Here is a 22,564-nt window from a genome sequence, read left to right as displayed (position 1 = left end):
CATGACGCGGCATGATCTATGACAACCGATACGCTTCCCCGGCTTCCTCTTTGCGCGTATATCGCGACAGGCGGAACGATTGCGATGAAGACCGATCCGGATACGGGCGCTGCCGTTCCTGCGCTGTCCGGCGAAGATCTGCTTGGGACAGTTCCGGAGATGGCGAACATCGCCAGACTCGAAGTGGGCAATCCGTTCAACCTGCCGTCGCCCTACATGGGACCGTCACACTGGGTGACGCTACGCGAGTCGGTCGCGATGGCTCTTGCGCATGACGACGTCACTGGCGTGATCGTCTCTCATGGCACGGATACGCTCGAAGAGACTGCATGGTTTCTCGATCTGACTATCGATTCGTCGAAACCGGTCGTGATGATCGGCGCGCAGCGTAACGCGTCATCGCCGCATTTCGACGGACCCCGCAACCTGCTCAATGCAGCGCGTGTGTGCGTGTCGCCTGACGCGCGAGGCAAGGGCGTGCTGGTCGTCTTGAACAATCAGATCAATGCGGCCCGAGAGGTGACCAAGACGCATACTTCGGACGTTGAGTCGTTCAAGTCCGGCGATTCCGGTTTCCTTGGCACGGTCGACGACGATCGCGTCATGTTTGCCCGAGCCGCGTTGCGGCGGCAATTCATCGTACTGTCCAGGCACGACCTGCCCTATGTAGAGATCGTGCCGATGCACGGCGGCGCCGATGGTGGCCTCGTGCGTGCCGCGGTCGCGCTCGGGGCGAAGGGGATCGTCATCCAGGCGCTCGGTCTCGGTAACGTGAATGCTGAGATGTTCGATGCGATCCGTGACGCCATAGCCGCGCGCGTGGTGATCGTCATTTCGACGCGCGTGCCGACCGGCCGCGTGCGCCCGGTCTACGGCTTTACGGGCGGAGGGAGTACGCTAAAGGCCGCCGGCGCGGTTTTCGCGGACAACCTGAGTCCGCAGAAGGCGAGGATTCTGCTGATGCTGGTAATGCAGACGACGGCGAATCCCGACCAGATTCAATCTCTCTTTGATCGATAGGGAACGCTCATGAACACAAGCCCCGACTTGACCAGCGAGCCCGGTTGGCGCATCGGCGTGCTGTTTTCGCGCGCGGGTGCAACGGCCGCGACCGAAACCGAGCATTTCTACGGAACGGTACTGGCAATCGAGGAGATCAATGCGTCGGGCGGCATCGCAGGCGGCTTGCTCGATCCGGTTGTCTACGATCCAAAATGCGACGTGGACGAATACCGGCGTCTCGCGACGCGCATGCTGCAGGAAGACGATGTCACCGTGATCTTCGGATGCTCGACCTCGTCGAGCCGGAAGGCCGTGCTGCCGGTGATCGAACGCAACAACGCGTTGCTGTGGTACTGCTCGATCTACGAAGGGTTCGAATATTCGCCAAACATCATTTATACCGGAGCCGTGCCGAACCAGAACAGCATGCAGCTCGCGGCTTGGCTGCTTCGTCACTGTGGTCGAAGATTTTTTCTCGTCGGTGCCGACTACATCTATCCGCGCGAATCGAATCGCATCATGCGTGATATGGTCGAACACAATGGCGGGGAAATCGTCGAGGAACTCTATCTGCCAATCGACGCCGACGCTTCTGCACTGGCGGCGGTTGTCGACGAAATCAAGACGGTCGAGCCGGACGTCGTGTTCTCGACGCTGGTCGGGCGAAGCGCGCGCGCGTTCTACCAGTTGTACCGCGAACGAGGCATCGATCCGGCTCATATCCCGATTGCCAGCCTGACGATGACGGAGGGCGAGACGCGAATGATCGGCTCCGAGCTTTGCGGCGGGCATATTCTTTCGTCCAGCTACGTCAACACCGTGGATTACGACGGCAACCGGCGCTTCCTTGAAGCGTGGCGTGCGCGTTTCGGCGACCAGCCTGCCAGCATGTGGTCCGAAATGGCTTACAACCAGGTCCATCTGTTTGCAGGGGCACTCGCGCGCACGCGCAGCCTCAACACGGCGAAACTCGTCGAAGCGGTGCACGAAGTCGAGTTTGATTCACCGGAAGGCGTGCTCAAGATCGACCGTGAAAACAATCATGCGATCCTCACGCCTCGTATTGCCGTCTGTCAGCCAGACGGTTCGTTCAAGGTGGTTTGGGAAAGCCGTCAGCCGGTGCGACCGGATCCGTATCTCACCGCGTACGGCTTTGCAGAGTTCTGGCTGGATGGAGAAACAGCATGAACTCGGGCGCGCGACGACTCTTCGACGATTTGCGTACGTTGCAGGTTGTCGTGATTCATCCACCCGGCGAGGACCGAACCGTCCTTGAAGAGCAACTGCGCCGGATCGGCTGTCCGGTCAGGTTGGTCTGGCCGTTCCCGGCGCTACTGCCCAAAGATGTGGACGTGATTTTCTTTCTGGTTGGGCCTGAGCTTCGCAGCGCGGGTAACTGGAGCGCAGCCGATACCGATGCAACGCTCATCGCATTGTCCGACTACGAAAACCCTACCGCCCTGAAAATGCTCGTCGACACGCAGGCGCATGGCGTGATCACGAAGCCTTACCGTTCTAACGGGATTCTCAGCACGCTGGTGCTGGCGCGCGCGTCCTGCGGGTATCAGCAGCGTCTGCAAGGAAAGGTCGGCAAGCTCGAGGAGGCAATCAAGGCTCGGCGCCTCATCGAGAAAGCGATCCGCATTCTGATGGATGCGCATCGACTCGCTGAAAACGATGCATATGAGCACATGCGTTCGCGAGCAACAAGTTTGCGTGTGACAGTAGGCGAAATCGCAACCATGGTGATCGACGCACACGAAGCAATGGAAAAATTGGGTTTCGGAAAGGCGCCGAAATCCTGATTCGGGGCACATTCATGCACGGAGTCGGGGAACGTCCGGTCTGTTGACGTTTTGCTGATGATAAGTCGATGGATGGGTGCAGCAGGACTTGATCCGACAGTCTACGGCACGCATGCGATGCGCCGGACGAAGGCGATCTTGATCTACAAACGCACGAAGAATCTGCGAGCTTGGCATCGAAGTCGATGACGCGCTGGAGAGTTCGGAACAGACTGAACGCTAGTATGGTCAGTGTTGGCCGCACGACATGATGGTTCATGCGAATTCGTGCGGCCGTTTTCATGTCGCGGCGCTTTTCGGGCGAAGCGGTCAAGGTGTTACCGCCGTGTTATCCGACTAGCTGAGAGACGCAATTCCTTCATGGCCTCACACCTTTGCCGAAAGTGCCACGACATGCTTCGAAGCGCACATATCGGCAACACCAAGATAGGCTCGTACCCGTCGACCTGCAAGCTCGCGCTAAGCATCGTCCCTCGCCCGTTGGAATACATCGACAATGGCATCGAGCGTCATACGAGCCTTTTCGCGGCGTCTGCGCGCGAGTCGCTCCGCGCCGGCACTCCGTTCGGACTCACCGGCAAGCAAAGCGTGAATGTTGGGGAGCGTATAGATGGCGCCACGACTGCCCCAGGTGCCCTCCGGAATTTCGGTCGGGAAGACCCAGACGCGCGACGCGACTTCTTCAAACGGCCGGTTCTCGGCGCGGGCCACCGCTTCCGTGACTGCCTTAACCAGCGCTCTCCGCGACTCGTCGGTGTATTGCCCCTCAGGAGCCGACGGAATGATCCGGTAGCGCGCCGCTTTCGAGCGTTCCCCACCGACGAATACGGCAGCAGGTCGATGGAGATTGAGAACAGATACGCTCTGTGCAATCGGATTGGCTGGATCATACCCTTCCGCTTTGATCAGAATGTCAGTCAATTCTTTGATCAGATGGGCTTCCGCCTCCCGTGGCAAGGCATCTTCCGGCCAGAGTGCGTCGATCATTGGCATGGTACTGCTCCTTCATCAGGTGTTTTGACGTTGCGGTTTGCACGAGAACTCTTCAACTCGTGCAGGCATGCATAGCGGCTAAATGAGCGCAATTTCGACATCGATGTTGCCGCGTGTAGCCTTGGAATACGGACAGGTCTGATGTGCCCGGTCCACCAGCGCCTGAGCGACATCAAGCGGCAAGCCGGGAAGACTCACGTTCAAACGCGCGCCGAGAAAGTACGCGTCATCAGTAGTCCCAAAGTCAATTTCGGCATCGACACTCGCCTCGGCCGGCAGTATCACCTTCAACGCGCGTGCAGCCCCACCCATTGCCCCAATAAAGCATGCCGACCAGGCGGCACCGAACAGCTGCTCGGGATTCGTCCCGGCGGCGGCGGAACCCGGTCGCGAAAGTTTGATGTCGAGGCGGCCGTCTGAACTGCGCGCGCCCCCTTCGCGGCCGCCCGTCGTACGGACCTTGCCTGTGTACAGGACGTTTTCGATTCGATTCATGATGGTTTGCTTCAGTTGATCAATGGAAGTACTAAAGTGCGCAGATGTATCCCACATGTGTCGGAAAGCGGCGGGCTTGTAGTTTCAGGTATCAACCTGCCTGCAGATACAGCGCATACACGGCCGCGGCGTGCCAGATGCAGCGAGTGCAACGCCGGTTCTGCGCCGTCATATCGATTGTAGGTACAGGTATCGCACGCCTCACCCGGCGCCAAACGGATTACCGCCCGGAAATGTGAGGCCCTCGTAGGGGCTTCTCGGCATGCTCAGTGCCCAGCGCTCTGGCCGCCGTCCACGTGCAGGATTTCACCTGTCACGAACCGCGCGGAGTCGAGATACAGCACGGCGTTGACGACGTCGCTCATTTCACCCATGTGACCGACCGGGTGCAGCGCGCCCAGTGCGTCGTGCGTTTCCGGTGTGTGCATCGGCGACTTGATGGCGCCCGGCGAGACGGCGTTCGCGCGGATACCCGTCTTCGCGTATTCGATGGCAAGCGACTTCGTGGCCGCGTTCAGGCCGCCCTTGGTCAGCGACGCGAGAACCGACGGCACGCCTGCGATCGCGTGATCGACGAGGCTCGTCGTGATCTGCAGCACGTGACCGCTCTTGTTCTTTTCCATCTCCGCGATGGCGAGCTGTGTGATGTGGAAGAAGCCGTTCACATTCACGTTCAGCACAGCGGCATAATCTTCAGCCGTGTATTGCGTGAAGGGCTTCGCGATGAAGATGCCTGCGTTGTTGATCAGCGTGTCGACGCGGCCGAAGCGCTTGACGGCTTCCGATACGGCACGCTGTGCCACTTCCCGGTCACCGATGTCGCCGGCGATCGTCACGACGTTCGGATCTTCCGAAGGCTTGATCGAGCGTGCTACTGCGACGACGCGATAGCCTTGCTCACGGAAGCCCTTGACGATCTCGGCACCAATGCCTTGCGATGCACCCGTGACGATAGCGACCTTTTGCGAATTGCTCATGATTGACCTCTGAACGATTGTTCGGCTGATGTCGGAATTGACAGTGCCGTCAGGTCGTCAATCTAGGGTTCCGCGAGCGACTTGCGTACACCCGCAATGGACAAACAGTTGTGATCGCCAGGAATAAGTGCGGCTGGTTCGTCATCTGTTCACTCGGGCGTGTCAGGATGCAGGCTGGGCGTGTCCAAATGGTCTTTAACTGAAATTCAGTTGTGCGCACGCGGTCACTCGGGTTGATGCCATGCACCGTTCACGACATCACGGTGGCGCATGAGCTGTTGCACGGCGAGGAACAGATTGCCTTCGCCGATGCGGCCTATGTGGGCATCGAGAAGCCGGGCAAACGGGAGCGATTCAGTGGTACGTCGCGATGAGGTCGGGCAAGGGGCGAAAGCTGGACGGGGAGCAAACCGCTCGACAGGATCTATGAGCGGATCGAGCGGCTCAGGGCAGGCGTGAGGGCGAAGGTGGTGCACCCGTTTCACGTGCCGAACTGTCGGTTTTCCTATCTGAAGGGGGCTGGCGGAGACATCCCTTTGTATCACACTGTATCTACGAACAAAGAGGAATACACCCGCTTACACACGCCCAACTCTCGGACACGAACGGGATACGTTGGTCCGCTCAAATGCGCCCATCGCGAGCAGAGCGCCGCGACACAAAAACTGGGCTTACCGAGGTGGCGCATATGCAACACGGATCGAACGAAACCGTTGAACTGGACCGCACCGCGGATGGACCGCTGAGCATCCAGATCGCGCGCAACTGTCTGCTGACGCGCGTGCAGCAGATCTCGCCGATCAACGCCTGGTACCCCACTCTTCATCAAGGAGTTTGTCATGAAAGTCGTCAAAGCCGCCGCCGTCCAGTTCAGTCCGGTGCTTTATAGTCGGGAAGCAACGGTCGCCAAGGTCGTCCAGAAGATCCATGAACTGGGCCAGAAGGGCGTGCAGTTCGCCACGTTTCCCGAAACGGTGGTGCCTTATTACCCTTACTTCGCGGCCGTCCAGACGGGCATCGAATTGTTGTCGGGTAGCGAACATCTGCGCCTGCTCGAACAGTCCGTGACCGTGCCGTCGGCCGTCACCGACGCGATCGGAGAAGCCGCGCGAAAGGCTGGCATGGTCGTGTCCATCGGGGTCAATGAACGCGATGGCGGCACGCTGTACAACACGCAATTGCTTTTCGACGCCGACGGGACTTTGATCCAACGCCGCCGCAAGATCACGCCAACGCATTTTGAACGCATGATCTGGGGCCAGGGAGACGGTTCGGGTCTGCGCGCCGTCGATAGTGCAGTCGGCCGCATCGGCCAGCTCGCATGCTTCGAACATAACAATCCGCTCGCACGCTATGCGATGATCGCCGACGGCGAGCAGATCCATTCGGCGATGTACCCGGGCTCAGCGTTCGGCGAGGGCTTCGCACAGCGGATGGAAATCAACATACGCCAGCATGCACTCGAGTCCGGCGCCTTCGTCGTCAACGCAACGGCGTGGCTGGACGCGGAGCAGCAAGCGCAGATCATGAAGGACACCGGTTGTGGAATCGGACCGATATCGGGCGGCTGCTTCACCACGGTCGTCTCCCCTGACGGCATGTTGATGGCCGATCCACTTCGCTCTGGCGAAGGCGACGTCATCGTGGATCTCGACTTCACACTGATCGACCGCCGCAAGATGTTGATGGACTCGGCCGGCCACTACAACCGCCCTGAATTGCTGAGCCTGATGATCGACCGCACGCCGACCACGCATATTCACGAACGCACTTCACATACGATTGTCGTCACGGAGCAGGGTTCGGACGATCTGTGTTCGCACTATGCATGAACGGACGGATGCTGGATTGCCGCTCTAAAATTCAAGGCGTGTATGCGCATTCCTTTAGATATATATGTGTATATACATACATAAATGCAACGAATCGGCGTTATGGCCGACCGGTACGCGCATTTTGCAGACTTCACGCGCAACGCAATACGCTGATTTGAAGTAGGAGACTGACACCATGTCAAAAAGCACGCCTCAATCTTTATCGCGCCGACACTTTGTCGGCATGACCGCAGCAGCCCTCGCAGCCGGTTCGCTGGGTCGTTTTGCCTTCGCGGACACGAACCCGGCACCCGGCAAGATGATTGAACCCGCGAACGGTGACAGGTCCGCGATTCGTCCTTTCCGCGTTCATGTTCCCGACACGCAACTCGTCGACATGCGGCGTCGCATCAAGGCCACCCGCTGGCCAGATCGCGAGACGGTGTCTGACGAATCGCAGGGCATTCAGCTCGCCGCCATTCAGGGGCTCGCGCAATATTGGGCGACCGGCTACGACTGGCGCAAGTGCGAAGCGCGCCTGAATTCGTATCCGCAGTTCATCACGGAGATCGACGGCCTTGACATCCACTTTATCCACCTTCGGTCGAAGCACGAAAACGCGATGCCGTTGATCGTGACGCACGGCTGGCCCGGGTCAATCGTTGAACAGTTCAAAATCATTGATCCGCTCGTCAATCCGACCGCATACGGCGCCCCGGCCTCGGATGCATTCCATCTCGTGATTCCGTCGTTGCCTGGTTACGGGTTTTCGGCGCGGCCCACTGCCACGGGTTGGGGCCCAGAGCGTACTGCGCGCGCCTGGGTCACCTTGATGAAGCGGCTCGGCTATGAGCGCTTTGCTTCCCAGGGGGGCGATCTCGGTGGCGTTGTCACCAACATCATGGGCAAGCAGGCGCCGCCCGAGCTGATCGGCATCCATGTCAACTTCCCAGCATCCGTTCCGGCTGACATTCTGAAGTCGCTGGCCGCGGGGGACCCAACACCTGCCGGCCTATCTGACGAGGAAAAGCACGCGTATGAACAGCTGAGCGCCAACTTCAAGAAGAAGCGCGGCTACGCGTTCGAAATGGCTACGCGTCCACAGACGCTATACGGGCTCGCCGACTCACCCGTCGCGCTGGCATCCTGGCTGCTCGATCACGGTGATGGGTACGGCCAGCCCGCCGCGGCGTTGAGTGCGGCCGTGCTCGGCCATCCAGTCAACGGTCATTCAGCGGGCGCGTTGACGCGTGACGACATCCTCGACGACATTACCCTTTACTGGTTGACGAACACCGGCATCTCGGCGGCGCGCTTCTATTGGGAGTCGCACGCGAACTTCCTGGTTGCTGCCGACGTGAACGTGCCAGCCGCCGTCAGCGCGTTTCCCGGGGAGAACTACCAGGCGCCGAAAAGCTGGACTGAAAAGGCGTATCACAACCTGATTTACTTCAACAAGCCCGAGACAGGTGGACACTTCGCAGCATGGGAAGAGCCAATGCTTTTCGCGAATGAAGTGCGCACGGGGTTAAGGTCTTTGCGCTCCTAAGAAAGCCACGTCCTTTCTTTCGTAGGAGGCGAACGAGCACGCCGATGCCGGATACGAAACCGTGGCCGTCAGCGTTATGAGACGCTGATGAGGGTCCGTTCCCGGACGCTCAGCGAGGGATGGCTAGCAATTCCGGCAGCGCCACGCAATATGGCGCTCTGGTCTGGTGCATCCAGAATCATCTGAGAGGGGTGCGTTGCGCATGGAGATTCGCAAGCCACGGTCGATGGGCACATTGAACGTTAGCATGGGCCGAAAGGCAGTCTTCACGAACGCGCGAGAATTCAGAGCGTCGCCGCGCACGCATGGCGCCGGCAAACGGGTCGATGCTGATGTCGCGCTGGCGACGAGGCACGCAAAGAGCGCGCATCGGTGTCGTGCACGTGGTGCGCTGAATGGTTGTGTACAAGATTCACATCCGCCAAATCGACGAGTTTCTGCGCGGCCTGTTGCTTCACTCGCCACGTATCCGAGACCGGCACGAAAAGGCGTGGTGTCGACCGCGAGAACGCAAGCGAGTCTGGCATCTGCTCAAATCAACTCCATCTTGGCCGTCAGATATGTTAACTCGATCCGGTTCGACACGCCGAAACGCTTGCGCAACTTGCGCAGATGATAATCGACGTTATGGGCGCTCGTATCGAGTCGCCGTCCGATCTCCTTGTCGGATGCGCCTTCCGCAATCCCCGTCAGCAGCTTCTGTTCGAACGCCGTCAGACTGTTCGCCGTGTGCTCGCGCGCAGCCGTGATCAGCTTCGGAGAAACGAACTTGTGAACTGACAAGCCGATCGATAGAGCCTGTTCGACGGTCGCCGATGTGATCCAGTCGCGACTGCGGCGCGGCGCCGTGAAACTCATGAACGCATGCAGGCGCGTGCCTGGCATCGCCATCGAATACATAATGCCGCTGCACATCGCGTCGTCGCTCATCGTCTGCAGGAAGTCAGCGAAGGTTTCGCGTTCGTCGGGCAGCGCGAGATTGTGACGCGCCCCTTGCTGGCGCAGATTGCGCAGGTCCCACACGATCGGCATGCTGCACATGCGTGCGCCGAATGTGCGCGGATCGACATCAAAGTGATGACGGTGTACGTACTCGCCGCGATACGTGGAAGGCGTGAATGCTTCGTGGAGAAAAAGCCTTTGCACGCGGCCGCCCGTGAATTCGAGCGCGAAATAGGCGAAGGTCGAAAAGCCTGTCAGATGCAGCAGGCTGGATACGATACGCGCACGCTCGGCTTCGCTTTGCGCATTCGACAGGATCTGCGCGACGCCCAGACGCGGCGCACCTTTCTGGTCGACGGCAGCCTGCTTCGAATCGTTGTACCAGACCACGGGAATGCGACCCGCGGCGTCGTCCGGTGTGCACGCGTCGGCGCGGAGGGTGATGTTACGGGATGCAGAACGGGGTCTCGACACAACTTCAGACATTGGCGCAGTCCTTGATGCGGGCAGCATCGGATTTCACGCAGGACCGCGAATCAAGGCCTGTTGCGTAGAGATCGCGCTGGTCGCGTGTAATGACATAAAGGCGAATCTGAGCAGCGAGGGGGAAGTACCAAGGTATTCGAGGGCATTGTACATACGAAAGAATGCACGCGTAATATGTCGTAAGAGAAATCGCTAAAAAAGAAAAAACAATAAGTTCGGTACATATAAAAAGACCAAAGACGTATCGGGGTTCGAAATGAAATCGAACAGAATAAGAGAGCAACCTCCCTATGACAGCACAAGACGGCGAACCCCTTGTCGAGTGGTTCTCGTACGCCGATGTACAGGCGCACCGCGACGCAACTCCGGAACGCAAAGATAACGAACGCAGTATCGACAATGGCGTAATTACCGGATCGCCTGTGACGGTCGGCAAATCCGACCCATTCGAACTCGATTTTTGTCAAATCCACGCACGTATGAGAGCGGCGGGTTTCAGTACATTGAGTTACGGCGCATATGAAATGATTGGCCAGCGTGTATTGCACGCTTATGTATTGCGCGATCTCGCGCCAGTGTCTTTCATGCAGGCCTATTTCGACGGCATGTGGTACGCCTCCGATCCGCGTTTCGCCGAAGTGCAGCAAAGCGGTTTTCCCGTTGCATGGCAGCTCGACCGCATCGACGAGGACGCGCAACGCACGGGTGATCGCCGCGCGCTTGCACTTGCCGCATCGCTGCGAGCGCACGGTATGAACAGCGGCGTGATCTTCAGCCTGTCGGCGCCGCAACTCGATTTGAGCGTAGGCGTAGGGCTTACCTCCGAACTGCACGATGCCGACTGGATCAACGACCGCGTAGTCGGCACGGCGCTCTCCATGAGCCTCGCGGTGCATCGCTTTGCGCAGCCGTACATTGCTGCGCGCGTCCGGCATGTCCGCGCCGTGGTGCTCGACGCCGAGCAGGAAGCGGTGCTGGAACGGCTCGTGCAGGGCTTGCCGGATCAGGATATCGCCGACGCGCTGCATCTTTCGCTGCACAAGGTTGGCACTCACATCCAGACACTCGAACGTCTCTTCAAGGTTCAGAATCGCGCGCAACTTGCCTACCTGGCGGCACGTCGCCTACGCGCATGAGCGTTCGCTGAGCCATTCGCGCGTTTCGTAGTGGTGCGTGCGCTTCACTGTCAAAGTGACGCGCAGCCTACGAGGTACGCGGACTTTTCACCAGACTCGCGCCGCTACACTCGTTCGCATTCGGATACCCCGCTGGGCATCGGAACGCGTGCGCGCTGCGAAAACCGTGCGCCGAAGAACACGATTCAAACAAGATCGAATCTATAAAGACGAGCCTCAACAGCTATCACAAACTGTGTTTCAAACAGGGAGCGGGTACTCGACGATGGCAGATCCAAAAGCGCTTTCGCGCGGCTGGCAGCGGATGTTTTCCGCTGGCGCGAGCGTATCCGGCACACGACGCGCTGCGGCGCCGCGCGCCGATCTGTTTCTCGCGGCATTCATCGTGGCCGTCATCGCGCTGTTCATCCTGCCGCTGCCGCAGGCGGCGCTCGATGGGATGATCTCGCTGAATCTCGCCGTCAGTGTCGTGTTGCTGACGGTATCGACATATGTGCCTTCTGCCGTGAGCTTTTCCTCGTTTCCGGCGCTGCTGCTGTTTACGACGCTGTTCCGGTTGTCGCTGAATATCGCGTCATGCAAGCTGATTTTGCTGCATGCGAATGCAGGCCATGTGATCGACGCATTCGGGCGGCTCGTCGTCGGCAATAACGTCGTCGTGGGCGGTGTGGTCTTTCTGGTGATCGCGGTCGTGCAGTTCATCGTGATAGCGAAGGGTTCGGAACGAGTTGCGGAAGTCGGCGCGCGCTTCTCGCTCGACGCGATGCCCGGCAAGCAGATGAGCATTGACGCCGATCTGCGCGCGGGCATCATCAGCGCCGACGAAGCACGCGAGCGGCGCGAAAAGCTCGAACAGGAATCGCAGCTGCACGGCGCGATGGACGGCGCGATGAAGTTCGTGAAGGGCGACGCAATCGCGGGACTCGTGATCGCGTTCATCAACATCGTCGCGGGCATCGCCGTCGGCACGGTGATGCACGAGATGAGCATCGGCGACGCGTTGCAGCGTTACGCGATCCTGACCGTGGGCGACGGCATGGCTTCGCAGATTCCGTCGCTGCTGGTGTCGATCGCGGCGGGCATCGTGACGACGCGCGTCGCGACACGCGATACGCGTCAGCGCCAACTGGGCGAGCAGCTAGGCGAACAGTTGGGCGCGCATCCGCGTGCGCTGCTGATCGCGGCGCTGGTGCTCGCGGGCTTTCTGATCGTGCCGGGTTTTCCGAAGTGGTCGTTCGCGCTGATCGCGCTGGGGATCGGCGGCATCGCGATTCTCCAAATGCGGCGCCGTACCGCCGCGCCTTCGTTCAACCTGATCAACATCGCCGGCCGCATCGACAGCGTGCAAGGCGAAGGCGAGGCTGCGCGCGTGTCGCATGTCGCGGGCGTGACGTCACTGATCGCCGTCACGCTTGCCGCCGATCTGCGCAGCGCGCTCAATCTCGCGCAACTCCAGTCGGCGCTGTCGAGCGCCAAGGCGCGCGTCGACGCGGACATCGGCACGGTGTTTCCGCGCATCACGCTCAACGACGATGAAGGCGCGCCGGACGGCGGCTATCGCATCTATCTGCAGGACGTACTCGCCGCGCACGGCGCGTTGAAGCCGGGCTGGCTGCTGTGGGACGGCGCATCGCCGCTGCCCGACAGCGCGGAGCGTCAACCGGCGGAAGCATTCGGCCCGTTCGCGACCGCGCTATGGATCAGGGCCGATGCGACGGCGGTGCCCGAAGGCAGGCATCTGTCGAACGAAGCAGTGCTGGCCGCGCACGTCGAGCAGATCGTGCGGCAACACGCGGACGAGCTGCTCGGCATTCAGGAGACGCAGGCGCTCGTGCATCTGGTGCGCCGCGACCATCCCGAACTCGTCGGCGAACTGACGCGCCTCGTGCCGTTGCAGCGGGTGACGGAAGTGTTGCGGCGTCTGCTCGCCGAACAGGTGCCGATCCGCAATCTGCGCGTGATTTTCGAAAGCCTCATCACGTGGGCGCCGAACGAGCCAGATGATGTCATTGCGCTGGTCGAACTGGTGCGGATCGATTTGCGCCGGATGATCACGGACCGGCACGCGGGCGCCACTCGCCAGCTTCGCGTCGTGCTGTTCGAACAGAACCTGCAGGAACGCATCGAAAGCGCTGTGATGCGCACCAAGCAGGGCAATTTCCTCGCGTTGTCGAGCGCGATCAAGCAGGACATCTGCGAACAGGTGCGCGCGATCGTCAATGCGTCGGGCACGTCGCCGGCACAGCACGGCCATGCGCGGCTCGCCGTAATGGTTGCGCTCGGCGCGCGCCGTTACACGAAGTCGATCTTGAAGCCCGTGCTGCCCGATCTGCCCGTACTGTCGTATCAGGAGATCGAAGAGGACGTGCAGTTGCATACGGTCGGCTGGGTGAAGAATCCGCCCGACGACGGCACGACGGGCGCAGGGGCCGACGTGCGTGCGGCGGAGGCGTCGCCATGAGCGCTACGACGATCCTCGATCTGACGCAGCAGGCGCTCGTGCTGGTGCTGCTGCTGTCGCTGCCGATCGTGCTGACCGCGGCGGTGGTCGGTCTCGCCGTGGCGATCCTGCAGGCGGTGACGCAGGTGCAGGACTCGAACATCGGTATCGCCGTGCGGCTGATCGCCGTATTGGTCGCGCTGGTGGTGTTGTCCGGATGGCTGGGTGGCGAGGTGCTGCGCTTCGCGCAGCAGGCGCTGACGCGTTTGTTCGTTTCTTCCACGGGTGTTCTCTGATGGGCCGATGTGCCGTTCCACTTCGCTTCGACACGACGCGCCAAAGAAAGCGCGCCCAGAACGCGCTTGCGATGTTGACTGTGATCGCGCTGCTGTCGGTATCGATGCTCACCGCGCTATCCCAACCCGCGCGCGCAGCCGAGCTGCGCTGGCGTAACCGTCCGTTCACGATCGTCGCGAACGGACGCAAGATCGCGGACTTCATTCGCGAGCTGGCTTCGTCGCAGGGCGTGACGGCCGTGGTCGATCCGAAAGTGGATGGCACGATCAGTGGACGTTTTTCGGGCACGCCGCAGCAGACGCTCGACACAGTCTGCGCGACCTATGGTCTCACCTGGTACTACGACGGCTCGTTCCTCTATGTCGATCCCGCCGATCAGTCGCAAAGCCAGGTCATTCCGATTCCGCCGAGTTCGGCAGGTGAAATCGGCCGTGCGCTGGAGACCATGCAGATCACCGACAAGCGATTTCAACTCGTCATCAACGACCGCTCGAACAGCATCTACGTGTCGGGTCCGCGCCGCTATATCGAACTGGTGAGGCAGGCGGTGAGCACGGTCGGCAACCCGTCGTCGAACGGGCAGCTTGCCGATGTGCGCGCATTCCGGCTCAAGTACGGCTGGGCGTCGGACTTCACGATCAACCGCTCGGGCAAGGAAGTGGTGATTCCGGGCGTCGCGACCATGCTCAAGCGTCTGTACGGCAAAGGCGGCTCGCGGCAGAACATCATGCCGACCAACGCGACGCTCGGCGGCGCGGCGCGGCAGATGAAGCTCGGCTCCGGCGTGACGATCGCGGTCCCGCGCATCGAGTTTCCGGATATCGCGGGCGGCCCGGCGGGCTACGGAGGCTATGGCGCTGCGGGGGCATCGCCGGACAGCCAGTTGCCGTTTTCGGGTGGATCGTCGGGCAGCAGCGATACGCTGCCGCAGATCGAAGCCGATCCCGCCATCAATGCGGTGCTCGTACGCGATCTGCCTGAAAACATGTATCGCTATCAGTCGCTGATCAGTGAACTCGACGTGCGTCCGCGCATCGTCGAGATCAACGTGACGATCATCGATATCGACGAGAACTCGCTGGACAGTCTCGGCATCGACTGGCGTTTGCACACCACGCATGGCGACGTGCAGATCGGCAACGGCTCGAGCCCGCTCAACGGCAACACCCAATACAACGGTAGCGGCAATCCGCCCCTCACGTTCGGCGTCGGTACGACGGAGCCGGGGCAGACGGGCACCTTCATGCCGACGGGCATTGCGCTGACGGCCTCGATCGGCGGCTCGCTGCGCGACTATCTTCTGACGCGCGTGAACGCGCTCGCGCAGACGGGCAAGGCCGAACTTCATTCGAAGCCGAAGGTGCTCGCGCTCGACAACACGGAAGCGATCCTCGAAAACCTCACGCAGTTCTACGTGCAGGTGCAGGGCTTCCAGGACTCGTCGCTGTACAGCGTGACGACGGGCACGAGCATCAAGGTCACGCCGATGATCGTCGACGACGCGGCGGTGCAGGCGGCGGCCGCGCACGCGCCGGATGTGGCGAGCGTGATGATGTCGATCGACATCCAGGACGGCAACGTCGTGCCGGGACAGTCGGTGTCGAACGTGCCCGTGATCCAGCAGCGCAATATCGTCACCAAGACGATGATCGACGAGGGGCGGAGCCTGCTGATCGCGGGCTTCAACAACGATCAGGTGCAACTGAACCAGAGCGGCGTGCCCTGGCTGAAGGACATTCCGCTGATCGGCAACCTCTTCAAGTACACCGACAAGACAGGCGAGCACATGGAGCGCTTCTATCTGCTGACGCCGCGCGTGGTCAGCAGTGCGTCGATGTATGCGCCGGACGGTGCGCCGATCAACCCGAACCTCGGCAGCGCGCCCGATGCGAACGGCTTGACGATGTACCGCCCGCCCGACAACGACGTCGCCGTGCCGCTCACGCCGAAGCCGCTGCCGGGCACGCGCTACGGCCCGCCGCTGCCGCCGCCCGCGCCGCAGGACGCGGCGTCGCAGCCCGCCGTCACACAGACGGGCGCGCCGCAAAACCAGGGAACCCAGGATCATGCCTACGAGCACCCTTGATCCGCACGCGGCCATGTCGAACGCGCCGCCGGCTGCGCCATCGCGGGATGCCCTCGCGTCGCCGTGGAATCTCTGCTTTCTCAGCGGCCCGATGTACGGACGCACGATGTCGCTTGCGCGCGGGGCGAACTGGGTCGGCACGGCGGCCGACTGCGAGGTGATCCTGCCCGACCGCGAGATCGCGGCGAAGCAGGTGTGCCTGCAGGTCGGTGCGCTGGCGGTGACGGTGCAGAACTTCGGCGAAAGCAGCGCGCCCGTGCTGTTCAACGACGAACCGCTCGGCACGGGCCGCCGTTCGCTGACACCCGCCGATGTCGTCACGGTCGGCTCGATACGGCTCGGCATCGCGCGCAATGCCCTGTCGGCGGTGGCCGTACCCGCCGAAAGCGACCAGCCGCAAACGGGCCGCGACGCCGCGTGGCTCGGTTGGCTCGCCGATGCGGGACGGCGCGTCGGCAGCCGGCGCTTCGTGATCGTGCTGGCGGCGTTGTGGATCGGCGTCGCACTGGGCGCGCTCGGCTATGGGCTGGTTGCGTGGTCGGGCGGTTTGCCGTGGCAGCACGAATCGACGCTATCGCGCGTGCATCGGCTGCAACAGGCGCTGCGTGCTTATCCGGAACTGGAGGTCGCGCCGCGCGAAGACGGCGCGCTCGTCACCGGCTATGTGAAGGATGCAGCCGAGCGCGAGAAGGTCGCGCAGATCGTCGCGAGCGTCGATAACGCCGCGCTCGGCAACATCTATGTCGTGAGCGACCTGCTCGCCACCGCGCAAACGTACTTCAGCGACACGCCGCTGAACGTGAGCTACGAGGGGCGCGGGCGGATCGAACTGACGGGCAGCGCGCCGCGCGCGCAGATCGCGCAGCGCATCCAGAACTACATGAAGGATGCGCGGCCCGCGCTCGAAGTCGTCGACCGCGTGCGCTACGACGATCCGCATCCGCCGATGCGCGCGGGCATGCTCGGCGGCACGGCTGGGATTCCCGAGATCGTCACGGTGTTCGCGGGCGACGGCGATCAACGGTACATCGAGACCGTCGATGGCAGCCGCTATTTCGAAGGCGCGAGGATGAAGCAGGGGCCGACGGTCGTCTCGATAGGCCCGGATGAAGTGGTGTTCGATGTGGATGGACGGCGCGTGACGATGCCGCTCGGCGGGAAGACTGCGGGCACGCCGGCGGGTGCGTCGGCGGCAGAGCCCGCCTCGGCGGTGACGGGTGGCGCGGCGGCGGGTGTGGCGATGCCGGTATCGGGCACGGCAGCTTCGTCCGTTGCGGGTACGGCACCAGAAGCGCCGCCCACGGCACAGCCGCGAACGCGCGCGTTACCACCATGAGAAACCGCGACAACCTTATTCGCGCGACGCGTAATCCATCGCATCGCGCATCAGAACGCAAGTCTTCGTGTCGATGCCGATGCGAAGTCTCGCGTAAGCGGCGGCGCACGGCACGATGCCGCGCAGCCGGCATGTCTGTCAACACTTGAAGGAGTGCGAGATGAGCGGAAATACCACGGGTCCTGTGACCGATACGGGCGCTGTCCAGAACCAGGCCAACCAACTGATCCAGGCCCAGGAAAAACTCACCGAAATCCAGTTCATGGTGCAGGGCTCGACCAGCACGTTCCAGACGACGGGCGCCGTGACGTCCGCAGCCGGAACGGCCGCGTCGCAGGCAGCGGAGCATATCGGTTCGGCGGGCCGCTCCTGACGCCGGGCGCTGGCCGCCCGCGCAGCGCCCTTGCGGCAGGAGCCGCTACGCCGATGAAGCGCATCGGCGGCGGCCGGGCGTGCGCGCGTTGCGGCTGGCTTTCCATGCGTCGACTGGATGAGTACAAGGAGGACCGATCATGACAGTCTCAGGTGTCGCGCCGCCTTCGACGGCGGCGCTCGCCAACGTGGCGGCGTCACAGGGCGCCGATGCAGGCTCAGGCGTCAACGCCAATGCCGACAAGGCGCCCGACGCGGCACAGGTCAGGCAATTCGACGGATTGATGCAGGCGTCGCACACGGGCACGGGCGTGCAGAGCATGACGCCGACGGTGCCGTCGCAGCAGACGCAGCAAGCGCAGCGGACGCCGCCCGTATCGGCGGACGTCCGCATGACGCCTGCCGACGCGAACCATTCGTCGCTGGTCGAGCGGTTGCGCACCTTCACCAGCGACCTCGACACGCGCTATTCCGGCTTGCAGAAGCACCAGGAACAGATGCTCACGTCGATGTCGCAAAACTCGAACGACCCGCTGATGTCGATGGCGCAGGCGATGGACTTCCAGTGGAGCGCGACCACGACGATTTCCGAATATCAGTTGAGCCTTGCCGTCGCGCAGGCAACCAACGGCTTGACGCATTCGATTCTCAAGAATCAGGAATGACGGATGACAGCTTCACTCAACGGCCCGCGCGCGCCGGGTCCTGATGCGAGGCCGCGCATGAAGGGATTCGCGCGTGCCGCCGCGGCAGGCGCGCTCGTGTTGCTGCTCGCGGGTTGCCAGAAGGAAGTGTATTCGGGCCTCACGGAAGCGGAAGCGAACCAGATGGTCGCCGTGCTCGGCGACGCAGGCATCGCTGCGTCGAAGGACAACGATGCGCGCGATGCGTCCGACCGCCAGGCGTGGCTCGTCGAAGTCGCCGACGACGACATGCAGTCCGCGCTGACCGTGCTGCACGCGAACGGTCTGCCGAAGCCGCATTTCGCGAGCGTCGGCGAGCTGTTCCAGAAGCAGGGGCTGGTGTCGACGCCCGCCGAGGAACGCATGCGCTACCTGTACGGCGTGTCGCAGGATCTGACGCACACGTTGCAGGATATCGAGGGCGTGGTGGTCGCGCGGGTGCAGGTCGTGATCCCTGAGAACGATCCGCTCGCGGACAAGATCAAGCCTTCGTCGGCGGCTGTGTATATCCGCTACAAACCGGGCGTCGATCTGCGCGCGATGGCGCCGATGGTGAAGGACCTCGTCGCGCATAGCATCGAAGGTTTGCAGTACGACAACGTGTCGCTGTTCCTGCAGCCGGCGGCGGCAAAGTCGGCGCCCGTCAACGGCATCGGCAATGCGTTGACCGACATCGTGCGGCTGCGTTCGCCGCTTGGTTGGCTGGTCGGCGCGCTGCTTCTGCTGACGCTCGCGGTGATCGCGTTGTCGGCCGCGCGGCGCGGCATGTTCGGCGGACGGCTCGCGGGGCTGCTGGGCGGCGGCGCGCGCAGCGAGGGCGCGGTGAACGCGCGCGGCGTGCGCGTGGCCGAGAGCGCGCGCGACAGTGCGTAGCGCATCGGCACGCAACCCTCGCGAGCGCGCATGACGGCGAACCTGCCTTGGACCCACGCGCTCGCGTCGCCCGCGCCGCCGCAGCATGTCGTGTTCTACCGGATGGTGTGCGAGTTCAATTTGAGGCCCGACGTGTATCTGCACGTGACGCGCGTGCCCGTCGACTGGCCGCCCGAGTACCGGCATTTCTCGCGTTTCGGCGAAGCGGGACGGCGGGTGATCGCGCGTCATCTGCTTGAGTTGCACGGCGTGGCGCGGACGGACGAAGCCGATTTCGCCGCCGCGACGCCGCTCGCGCGGCTCGCGTTGCTGCCGGGCGCGGCGCTCGAACAGCTCGCGTCCTATGCCGGCCTGCTGCTGCATCGCGCGTGGCTGCGCGACGCATTGCAGCAGCGACGCGTGCGTGCGGAAGTGGTCGGGAAGCTGGGCGCCGATGCGCTCCAACTGGCGCTCGAGCGCGCGCCCGAGTTCGGCGCACTTGGCGAAACGCTCGAACCGTGGCGCGACGATCCCGCCGCGCTGCCCGCCGTGATCCGCGCGCGCGGCGGACGTTTGCTGGCCGATTTCATCGGCGCGGCGGGCGCGTCCGTCGAGCGGCGTGCAACGCTCAAGTTCAATCTCGCGATCGACAGCGAAGCGCCGTATCTGCTCAACCACGCGCAGCGCGATCAGTTCGGCGAGCTGCTGTTTCTGTATCTGATCCCCGAGAGGTTCGCAGCATGGGACTGGCTTTTCTGATCACGAGCGACAACCTGCAACTGCTGTCCGAGCGCAAGGTGCTCAAGGAGCGCGAATACGCAGCGCTGCTCGACGCGTCGGCCGTGATCGCGACGGCGCGCGAGGAAGCGCAGCGCATCGTCGAAGCGGCGCAGCGTGAGTTCGATACGCGCCGCGACGCGGGCTATGAAGAAGGCTTGCGGCGCGCGCAGCAGGAACATGCGGCGCAGGCGTACACCCAGGCGCTCGCGGCGGCGAAGACGATGGAATCGATGAAGGACGCAATGGCCGAGATCGTCGTGAAAGCCGTGCGCGCGATTGTCGGCGAGATGAACACGCAGCGGCTCTATGAAGCGGCGCTCGCGCGCATTCTGCCGCTCGTGCGGGACGAAGCGTTTCTGATCGTGCATGTGGCGCCTGGCCGGCGTGACGAGATGGAGGCGGCGCTCGCGGGTGCAGCGATGCAACAGGTCCGCTCGCGCATCCGCATCGTCGAAGATGCGCAAGTGGCCGCGCAGGCCTGCACGGTCGAAACGCCTTCGGGACGTATCGACGCAAGCCTCGACTTGCAGATCGATGCGCTGCGCCAGGCGATCCGCCGCGAACCGTTGAAGGGAGTCGCGCGATGAACACGCCCGCACGCGACTCCGGCATTGGCGACGACGCGTTGCCGCTCGACGGCGGCCGTCTCGTCGGCGACCTCGACGCGGGGCTCGCGTTCTTTTCGCCCGTATCGGTGCAGGGGCGCGTGAATCACGCGGTCGGGCAGATTCTCAACGCGACCGGCATCCGCGCTCGGCTCGGCGAAATCTGCGAACTGCACACGCCCGATCAGCCGGTGCGCCTCGCGGAAGTGGTCGGCTTCTCCCGGCAAACGACCTTGCTTACGCCGCTCGGCGACGTCGAAGGGCTGTCGCCGGAAACGACGGTCGTGCCGTCGGGGCGCGCGCATATGTTCGCGGTCGGCACTTCGCTATTCGGGCGCGTGCTCGACGGACTCGGCACGCCGCTCGACGGGCGCGGCCCCGTGACGGGCGGCGTCTGGGTTTCGACGCAGCAGCCGCCGCCGAATCCGCTCGCGCGGCGCATGATCGACACGCCGTTCGTGACGGGCGTGCGCGTAATCGACGGCCTGATGACGCTCGGCGAAGGACAGCGTGTCGGCATCTTCGCGCCCTCCGGTGTCGGCAAGAGCACCTTGCTCGGGATGATCGCGCGCGGCGCGCAGGCCGATGTGAACGTGATCGCGCTGGTCGGCGAGCGCGGCCGCGAAGTGCGCGAGTTCATCGAACACGCGCTGTCGCCGGAGGTGCGCGCGCGTTCGATTCTCGTCGTGTCGACCTCCGACCGTCCCGCGATGGAGCGCGTCAAGTCCGCACTCGTCGCGACGGCGATCGCCGAGCATTTCCGCGACGCCGGGCAGCGCGTGCTGCTGCTGGTCGATTCGCTGACGCGCTTCGCCCGCGCGCAGCGCGAAGTCGGTCTGGCGAGCGGCGAGCCGCCCACGCGCCGCAGCTTTCCGCCGTCGACGTTCGCGGTGCTGCCGCGTCTGCTGGAGCGTGCCGGGCAGGGCGAGCGCGGCTCGATTACGGCGCTCTATACGGTGTTGGTCGAAGGCGACGAGGAGTCGGACCCGATCGCCGAAGAAGTGCGCTCGATTCTCGACGGCCATATCGTGCTGTCGCGCAAGATCGCGCTGGCGAACCGCTATCCCGCGATCGATGTGCTCGCGAGCCTGTCGCGCGTCATGCCGCTCGTCACGAACGCCGCGCACCAGCGCGCGGCGGGGCGCGCGCGCGAACTGCTGGCGAAGTATCAGGAAATCGAGTTGCTGGTGCAGATCGGCGAGTATCGCGAAGGCAGCGATCGTCTCGGCGATCTCGCGCTGCGGGCCCGCGACGCGCTCGCGGCATTCTGCGCACAAAGCGCGGCCGACAACGCGCCGTACGAACCGACGCTCGCGCGTCTCGCGCAACTGGCCGAAGCCCATGTCTGACGCCGACGATGCCGCCGTGCTCGCCACGCTCGCGCGCCTGAAGCGCGTGCGCGAAATGCGTTCGCAACTCGCGCGCGTCGCCGCTGCGCGGCAACAGGGCATTGCCGCGCAAAGCCGGCGCGCGCTCGACGACGCGCAGCAGCGCCTCGATACGCAGCTCGCGGCGAAGGCGGCGATCCAGCAGCGGCTTGCACACGGCGAAGGTGGTGCGGGGCCCCATGAGGCTTCGTCTGCGCGGGTCTACCAGGAAGCCGCCGCCGATGCGCGCACGGCGAACCTGCGGATCGGCAAAGCGACGCATACGGTGATGCAGGCAAGCGTCACGCACGACCACCACGAAGCGGAACTGGCGCAATTGCAGCGCGCGGCACGCCGCGCGAAAGCCGCCGAAGACAAGCTGGAAAAAGCGGGCGAGCGCGCGCTGAAGTCTCGCGCGGCGCGCAGCGAACGCGCTGCCGACGATCTCGCGGACAGCTTCGCGGTGCGCCGTTTCGGCACGGCGTCAACGGATGCGTCCGCGGATCAGGGTGACGCCGCGCACGAACCGCTTCCCTTTACCCGCGAC

20 protein-coding genes and 3 pseudogenes are annotated in these 22,564 nt (G+C 63.0%); 19 read left to right on the top strand and 4 right to left on the bottom strand.

Features of this window, described 5'->3' with window-relative positions; translation table 11 throughout:
• Positions 1-18: 18 nt before the first annotated feature.
• The 4 genes and pseudogenes from G3N95_RS11835 to G3N95_RS40530 form a co-directional block, all read left to right on the top strand.
• Positions 19-1,020 (top strand): asparaginase, encoded by a 1,002-nt coding sequence (locus G3N95_RS11835; RefSeq protein WP_205970171.1) that lies wholly within the window; start codon positions 19-21, stop codon positions 1,018-1,020.
• A gap of 9 nt (positions 1,021-1,029) precedes the next feature.
• A complete protein-coding gene (locus G3N95_RS11830; protein ID WP_205970170.1) occupies positions 1,030-2,190 on the top strand; it encodes a transporter substrate-binding domain-containing protein in 1,161 nt (386 codons plus the stop codon).
• Entirely contained in the window at positions 2,187-2,807 is a 621-nt protein-coding gene (locus G3N95_RS11825) for an ANTAR domain-containing protein (RefSeq protein WP_205970169.1), read from the top strand. The genes G3N95_RS11830 and G3N95_RS11825 overlap by 4 nt, the downstream gene beginning before the upstream one ends.
• Before the next feature lie 57 nt (positions 2,808-2,864).
• Positions 2,865-3,030, top strand: a pseudogene (locus tag G3N95_RS40530) (integrase); the annotation flags it as partial.
• A 236-nt stretch (positions 3,031-3,266) separates the two neighbouring features.
• Here G3N95_RS40530 and G3N95_RS11820 read toward each other — a convergent pair.
• From G3N95_RS11820 to G3N95_RS11810, 3 genes are all read right to left on the bottom strand, one after another.
• Positions 3,267-3,800, bottom strand: coding sequence for a tautomerase family protein (locus G3N95_RS11820; RefSeq protein ID WP_205970168.1), 534 nt, complete (start codon positions 3,798-3,800; stop codon positions 3,267-3,269).
• Positions 3,801-3,878: 78 nt separating this feature from the next.
• On the bottom strand, positions 3,879-4,295 hold the full coding sequence (locus G3N95_RS11815) for an organic hydroperoxide resistance protein (RefSeq protein WP_205970331.1): 417 nt from the start codon (positions 4,293-4,295) through the stop codon (positions 3,879-3,881).
• A gap of 266 nt (positions 4,296-4,561) precedes the next feature.
• Entirely contained in the window at positions 4,562-5,272 is a 711-nt protein-coding gene (locus G3N95_RS11810; RefSeq protein ID WP_205970167.1) for an SDR family NAD(P)-dependent oxidoreductase, read from the bottom strand.
• 248 nt (positions 5,273-5,520) lie between these two features.
• Here G3N95_RS11810 and G3N95_RS11805 point away from each other — a divergent pair.
• From G3N95_RS11805 to G3N95_RS11795, 3 genes and pseudogenes are all read left to right on the top strand, one after another.
• Positions 5,521-5,787 (top strand): annotated as a pseudogene (locus tag G3N95_RS11805) (IS5/IS1182 family transposase); the annotation flags it as partial.
• A gap of 324 nt (positions 5,788-6,111) precedes the next feature.
• Positions 6,112-7,104, top strand: coding sequence for a carbon-nitrogen hydrolase family protein (locus tag G3N95_RS11800; RefSeq protein ID WP_205970166.1), 993 nt, complete (start codon positions 6,112-6,114; stop codon positions 7,102-7,104).
• Positions 7,105-7,282: 178 nt separating this feature from the next.
• Complete coding sequence (locus G3N95_RS11795; RefSeq protein WP_205970165.1) at positions 7,283-8,635, top strand: epoxide hydrolase; 1,353 nt, start codon at positions 7,283-7,285, stop codon at positions 8,633-8,635.
• Between the two features lie 531 nt (positions 8,636-9,166).
• On the opposite strand, the gene G3N95_RS11790 is transcribed toward G3N95_RS11795, so the two are convergent.
• Entirely contained in the window at positions 9,167-10,063 is an 897-nt protein-coding gene (locus tag G3N95_RS11790; RefSeq protein ID WP_205970164.1) for a LuxR family transcriptional regulator, read from the bottom strand.
• Positions 10,064-10,353: 290 nt separating this feature from the next.
• On the opposite strand from G3N95_RS11790, the gene G3N95_RS11785 reads away from it, so the two are divergent.
• From G3N95_RS11785 to G3N95_RS11730, 12 genes and pseudogenes are all read left to right on the top strand, one after another.
• Complete coding sequence (locus tag G3N95_RS11785; protein WP_205970163.1) at positions 10,354-11,199, top strand: autoinducer binding domain-containing protein; 846 nt, start codon at positions 10,354-10,356, stop codon at positions 11,197-11,199.
• A 265-nt stretch (positions 11,200-11,464) separates the two neighbouring features.
• Entirely contained in the window at positions 11,465-13,660 is a 2,196-nt protein-coding gene (gene sctV / locus G3N95_RS11780; protein ID WP_205970162.1) for a type III secretion system export apparatus subunit SctV, read from the top strand.
• Positions 13,657-13,935, top strand: coding sequence for a type III secretion system export apparatus subunit SctS (sctS, locus tag G3N95_RS11775; protein ID WP_205970161.1), 279 nt, complete (start codon positions 13,657-13,659; stop codon positions 13,933-13,935). Before sctV ends, sctS begins: the two co-directional genes overlap by 4 nt.
• Positions 13,935-16,022 (top strand): type III secretion system outer membrane ring subunit SctC, encoded by a 2,088-nt coding sequence (gene sctC, locus G3N95_RS11770; RefSeq protein WP_205970160.1) that lies wholly within the window; start codon positions 13,935-13,937, stop codon positions 16,020-16,022. The genes sctS and sctC overlap by 1 nt, the downstream gene beginning before the upstream one ends.
• A 13-nt stretch (positions 16,023-16,035) precedes the next feature.
• On the top strand, positions 16,036-17,358 hold the full coding sequence (gene sctD, locus G3N95_RS11765) for a type III secretion system inner membrane ring subunit SctD (RefSeq protein WP_241018445.1): 1,323 nt from the start codon (positions 16,036-16,038) through the stop codon (positions 17,356-17,358).
• A gap of 160 nt (positions 17,359-17,518) precedes the next feature.
• Positions 17,519-17,731 carry a hypothetical protein gene (locus tag G3N95_RS11760; protein WP_028366128.1) on the top strand — a complete coding sequence of 71 codons (213 nt, stop codon included), beginning with the start codon at positions 17,519-17,521 and terminating at the stop codon, positions 17,729-17,731.
• 139 nt (positions 17,732-17,870) lie between these two features.
• A complete protein-coding gene (locus G3N95_RS11755; RefSeq protein ID WP_205970158.1) occupies positions 17,871-18,395 on the top strand; it encodes a hypothetical protein in 525 nt (174 codons plus the stop codon).
• A gap of 57 nt (positions 18,396-18,452) precedes the next feature.
• A complete protein-coding gene (gene sctJ, locus G3N95_RS11750) occupies positions 18,453-19,286 on the top strand; it encodes a type III secretion inner membrane ring lipoprotein SctJ (protein WP_205970330.1) in 834 nt (277 codons plus the stop codon).
• 30 nt (positions 19,287-19,316) lie between these two features.
• Positions 19,317-20,024, top strand: a complete 708-nt coding sequence (locus G3N95_RS11745) for a SctK family type III secretion system sorting platform protein (RefSeq protein ID WP_205970157.1) — start codon at positions 19,317-19,319, stop codon at positions 20,022-20,024.
• Complete coding sequence (sctL, locus tag G3N95_RS11740) at positions 20,006-20,632, top strand: type III secretion system stator protein SctL (RefSeq protein WP_205970156.1); 627 nt, start codon at positions 20,006-20,008, stop codon at positions 20,630-20,632. The genes G3N95_RS11745 and sctL overlap by 19 nt, the downstream gene beginning before the upstream one ends.
• On the top strand, positions 20,629-21,999 hold the full coding sequence (locus tag G3N95_RS11735; protein ID WP_205970155.1) for a FliI/YscN family ATPase: 1,371 nt from the start codon (positions 20,629-20,631) through the stop codon (positions 21,997-21,999). Before sctL ends, G3N95_RS11735 begins: the two co-directional genes overlap by 4 nt.
• Positions 21,992-22,498 (top strand): annotated as a pseudogene (locus G3N95_RS11730) (hypothetical protein); the annotation flags it as partial. The gene G3N95_RS11735 and the pseudogene G3N95_RS11730, both read left to right, overlap by 8 nt.
• Positions 22,499-22,564 lie beyond the last annotated feature (66 nt).

It is taken from the genome of Paraburkholderia sp. Tr-20389, assembly GCF_017104565.1.
Classification (GTDB): domain Bacteria; phylum Pseudomonadota; class Gammaproteobacteria; order Burkholderiales; family Burkholderiaceae; genus Paraburkholderia.
The sequence above is the reverse complement of the archived record's forward strand: the minus strand, read 5'-3'. Positions and strand labels throughout refer to the sequence as shown.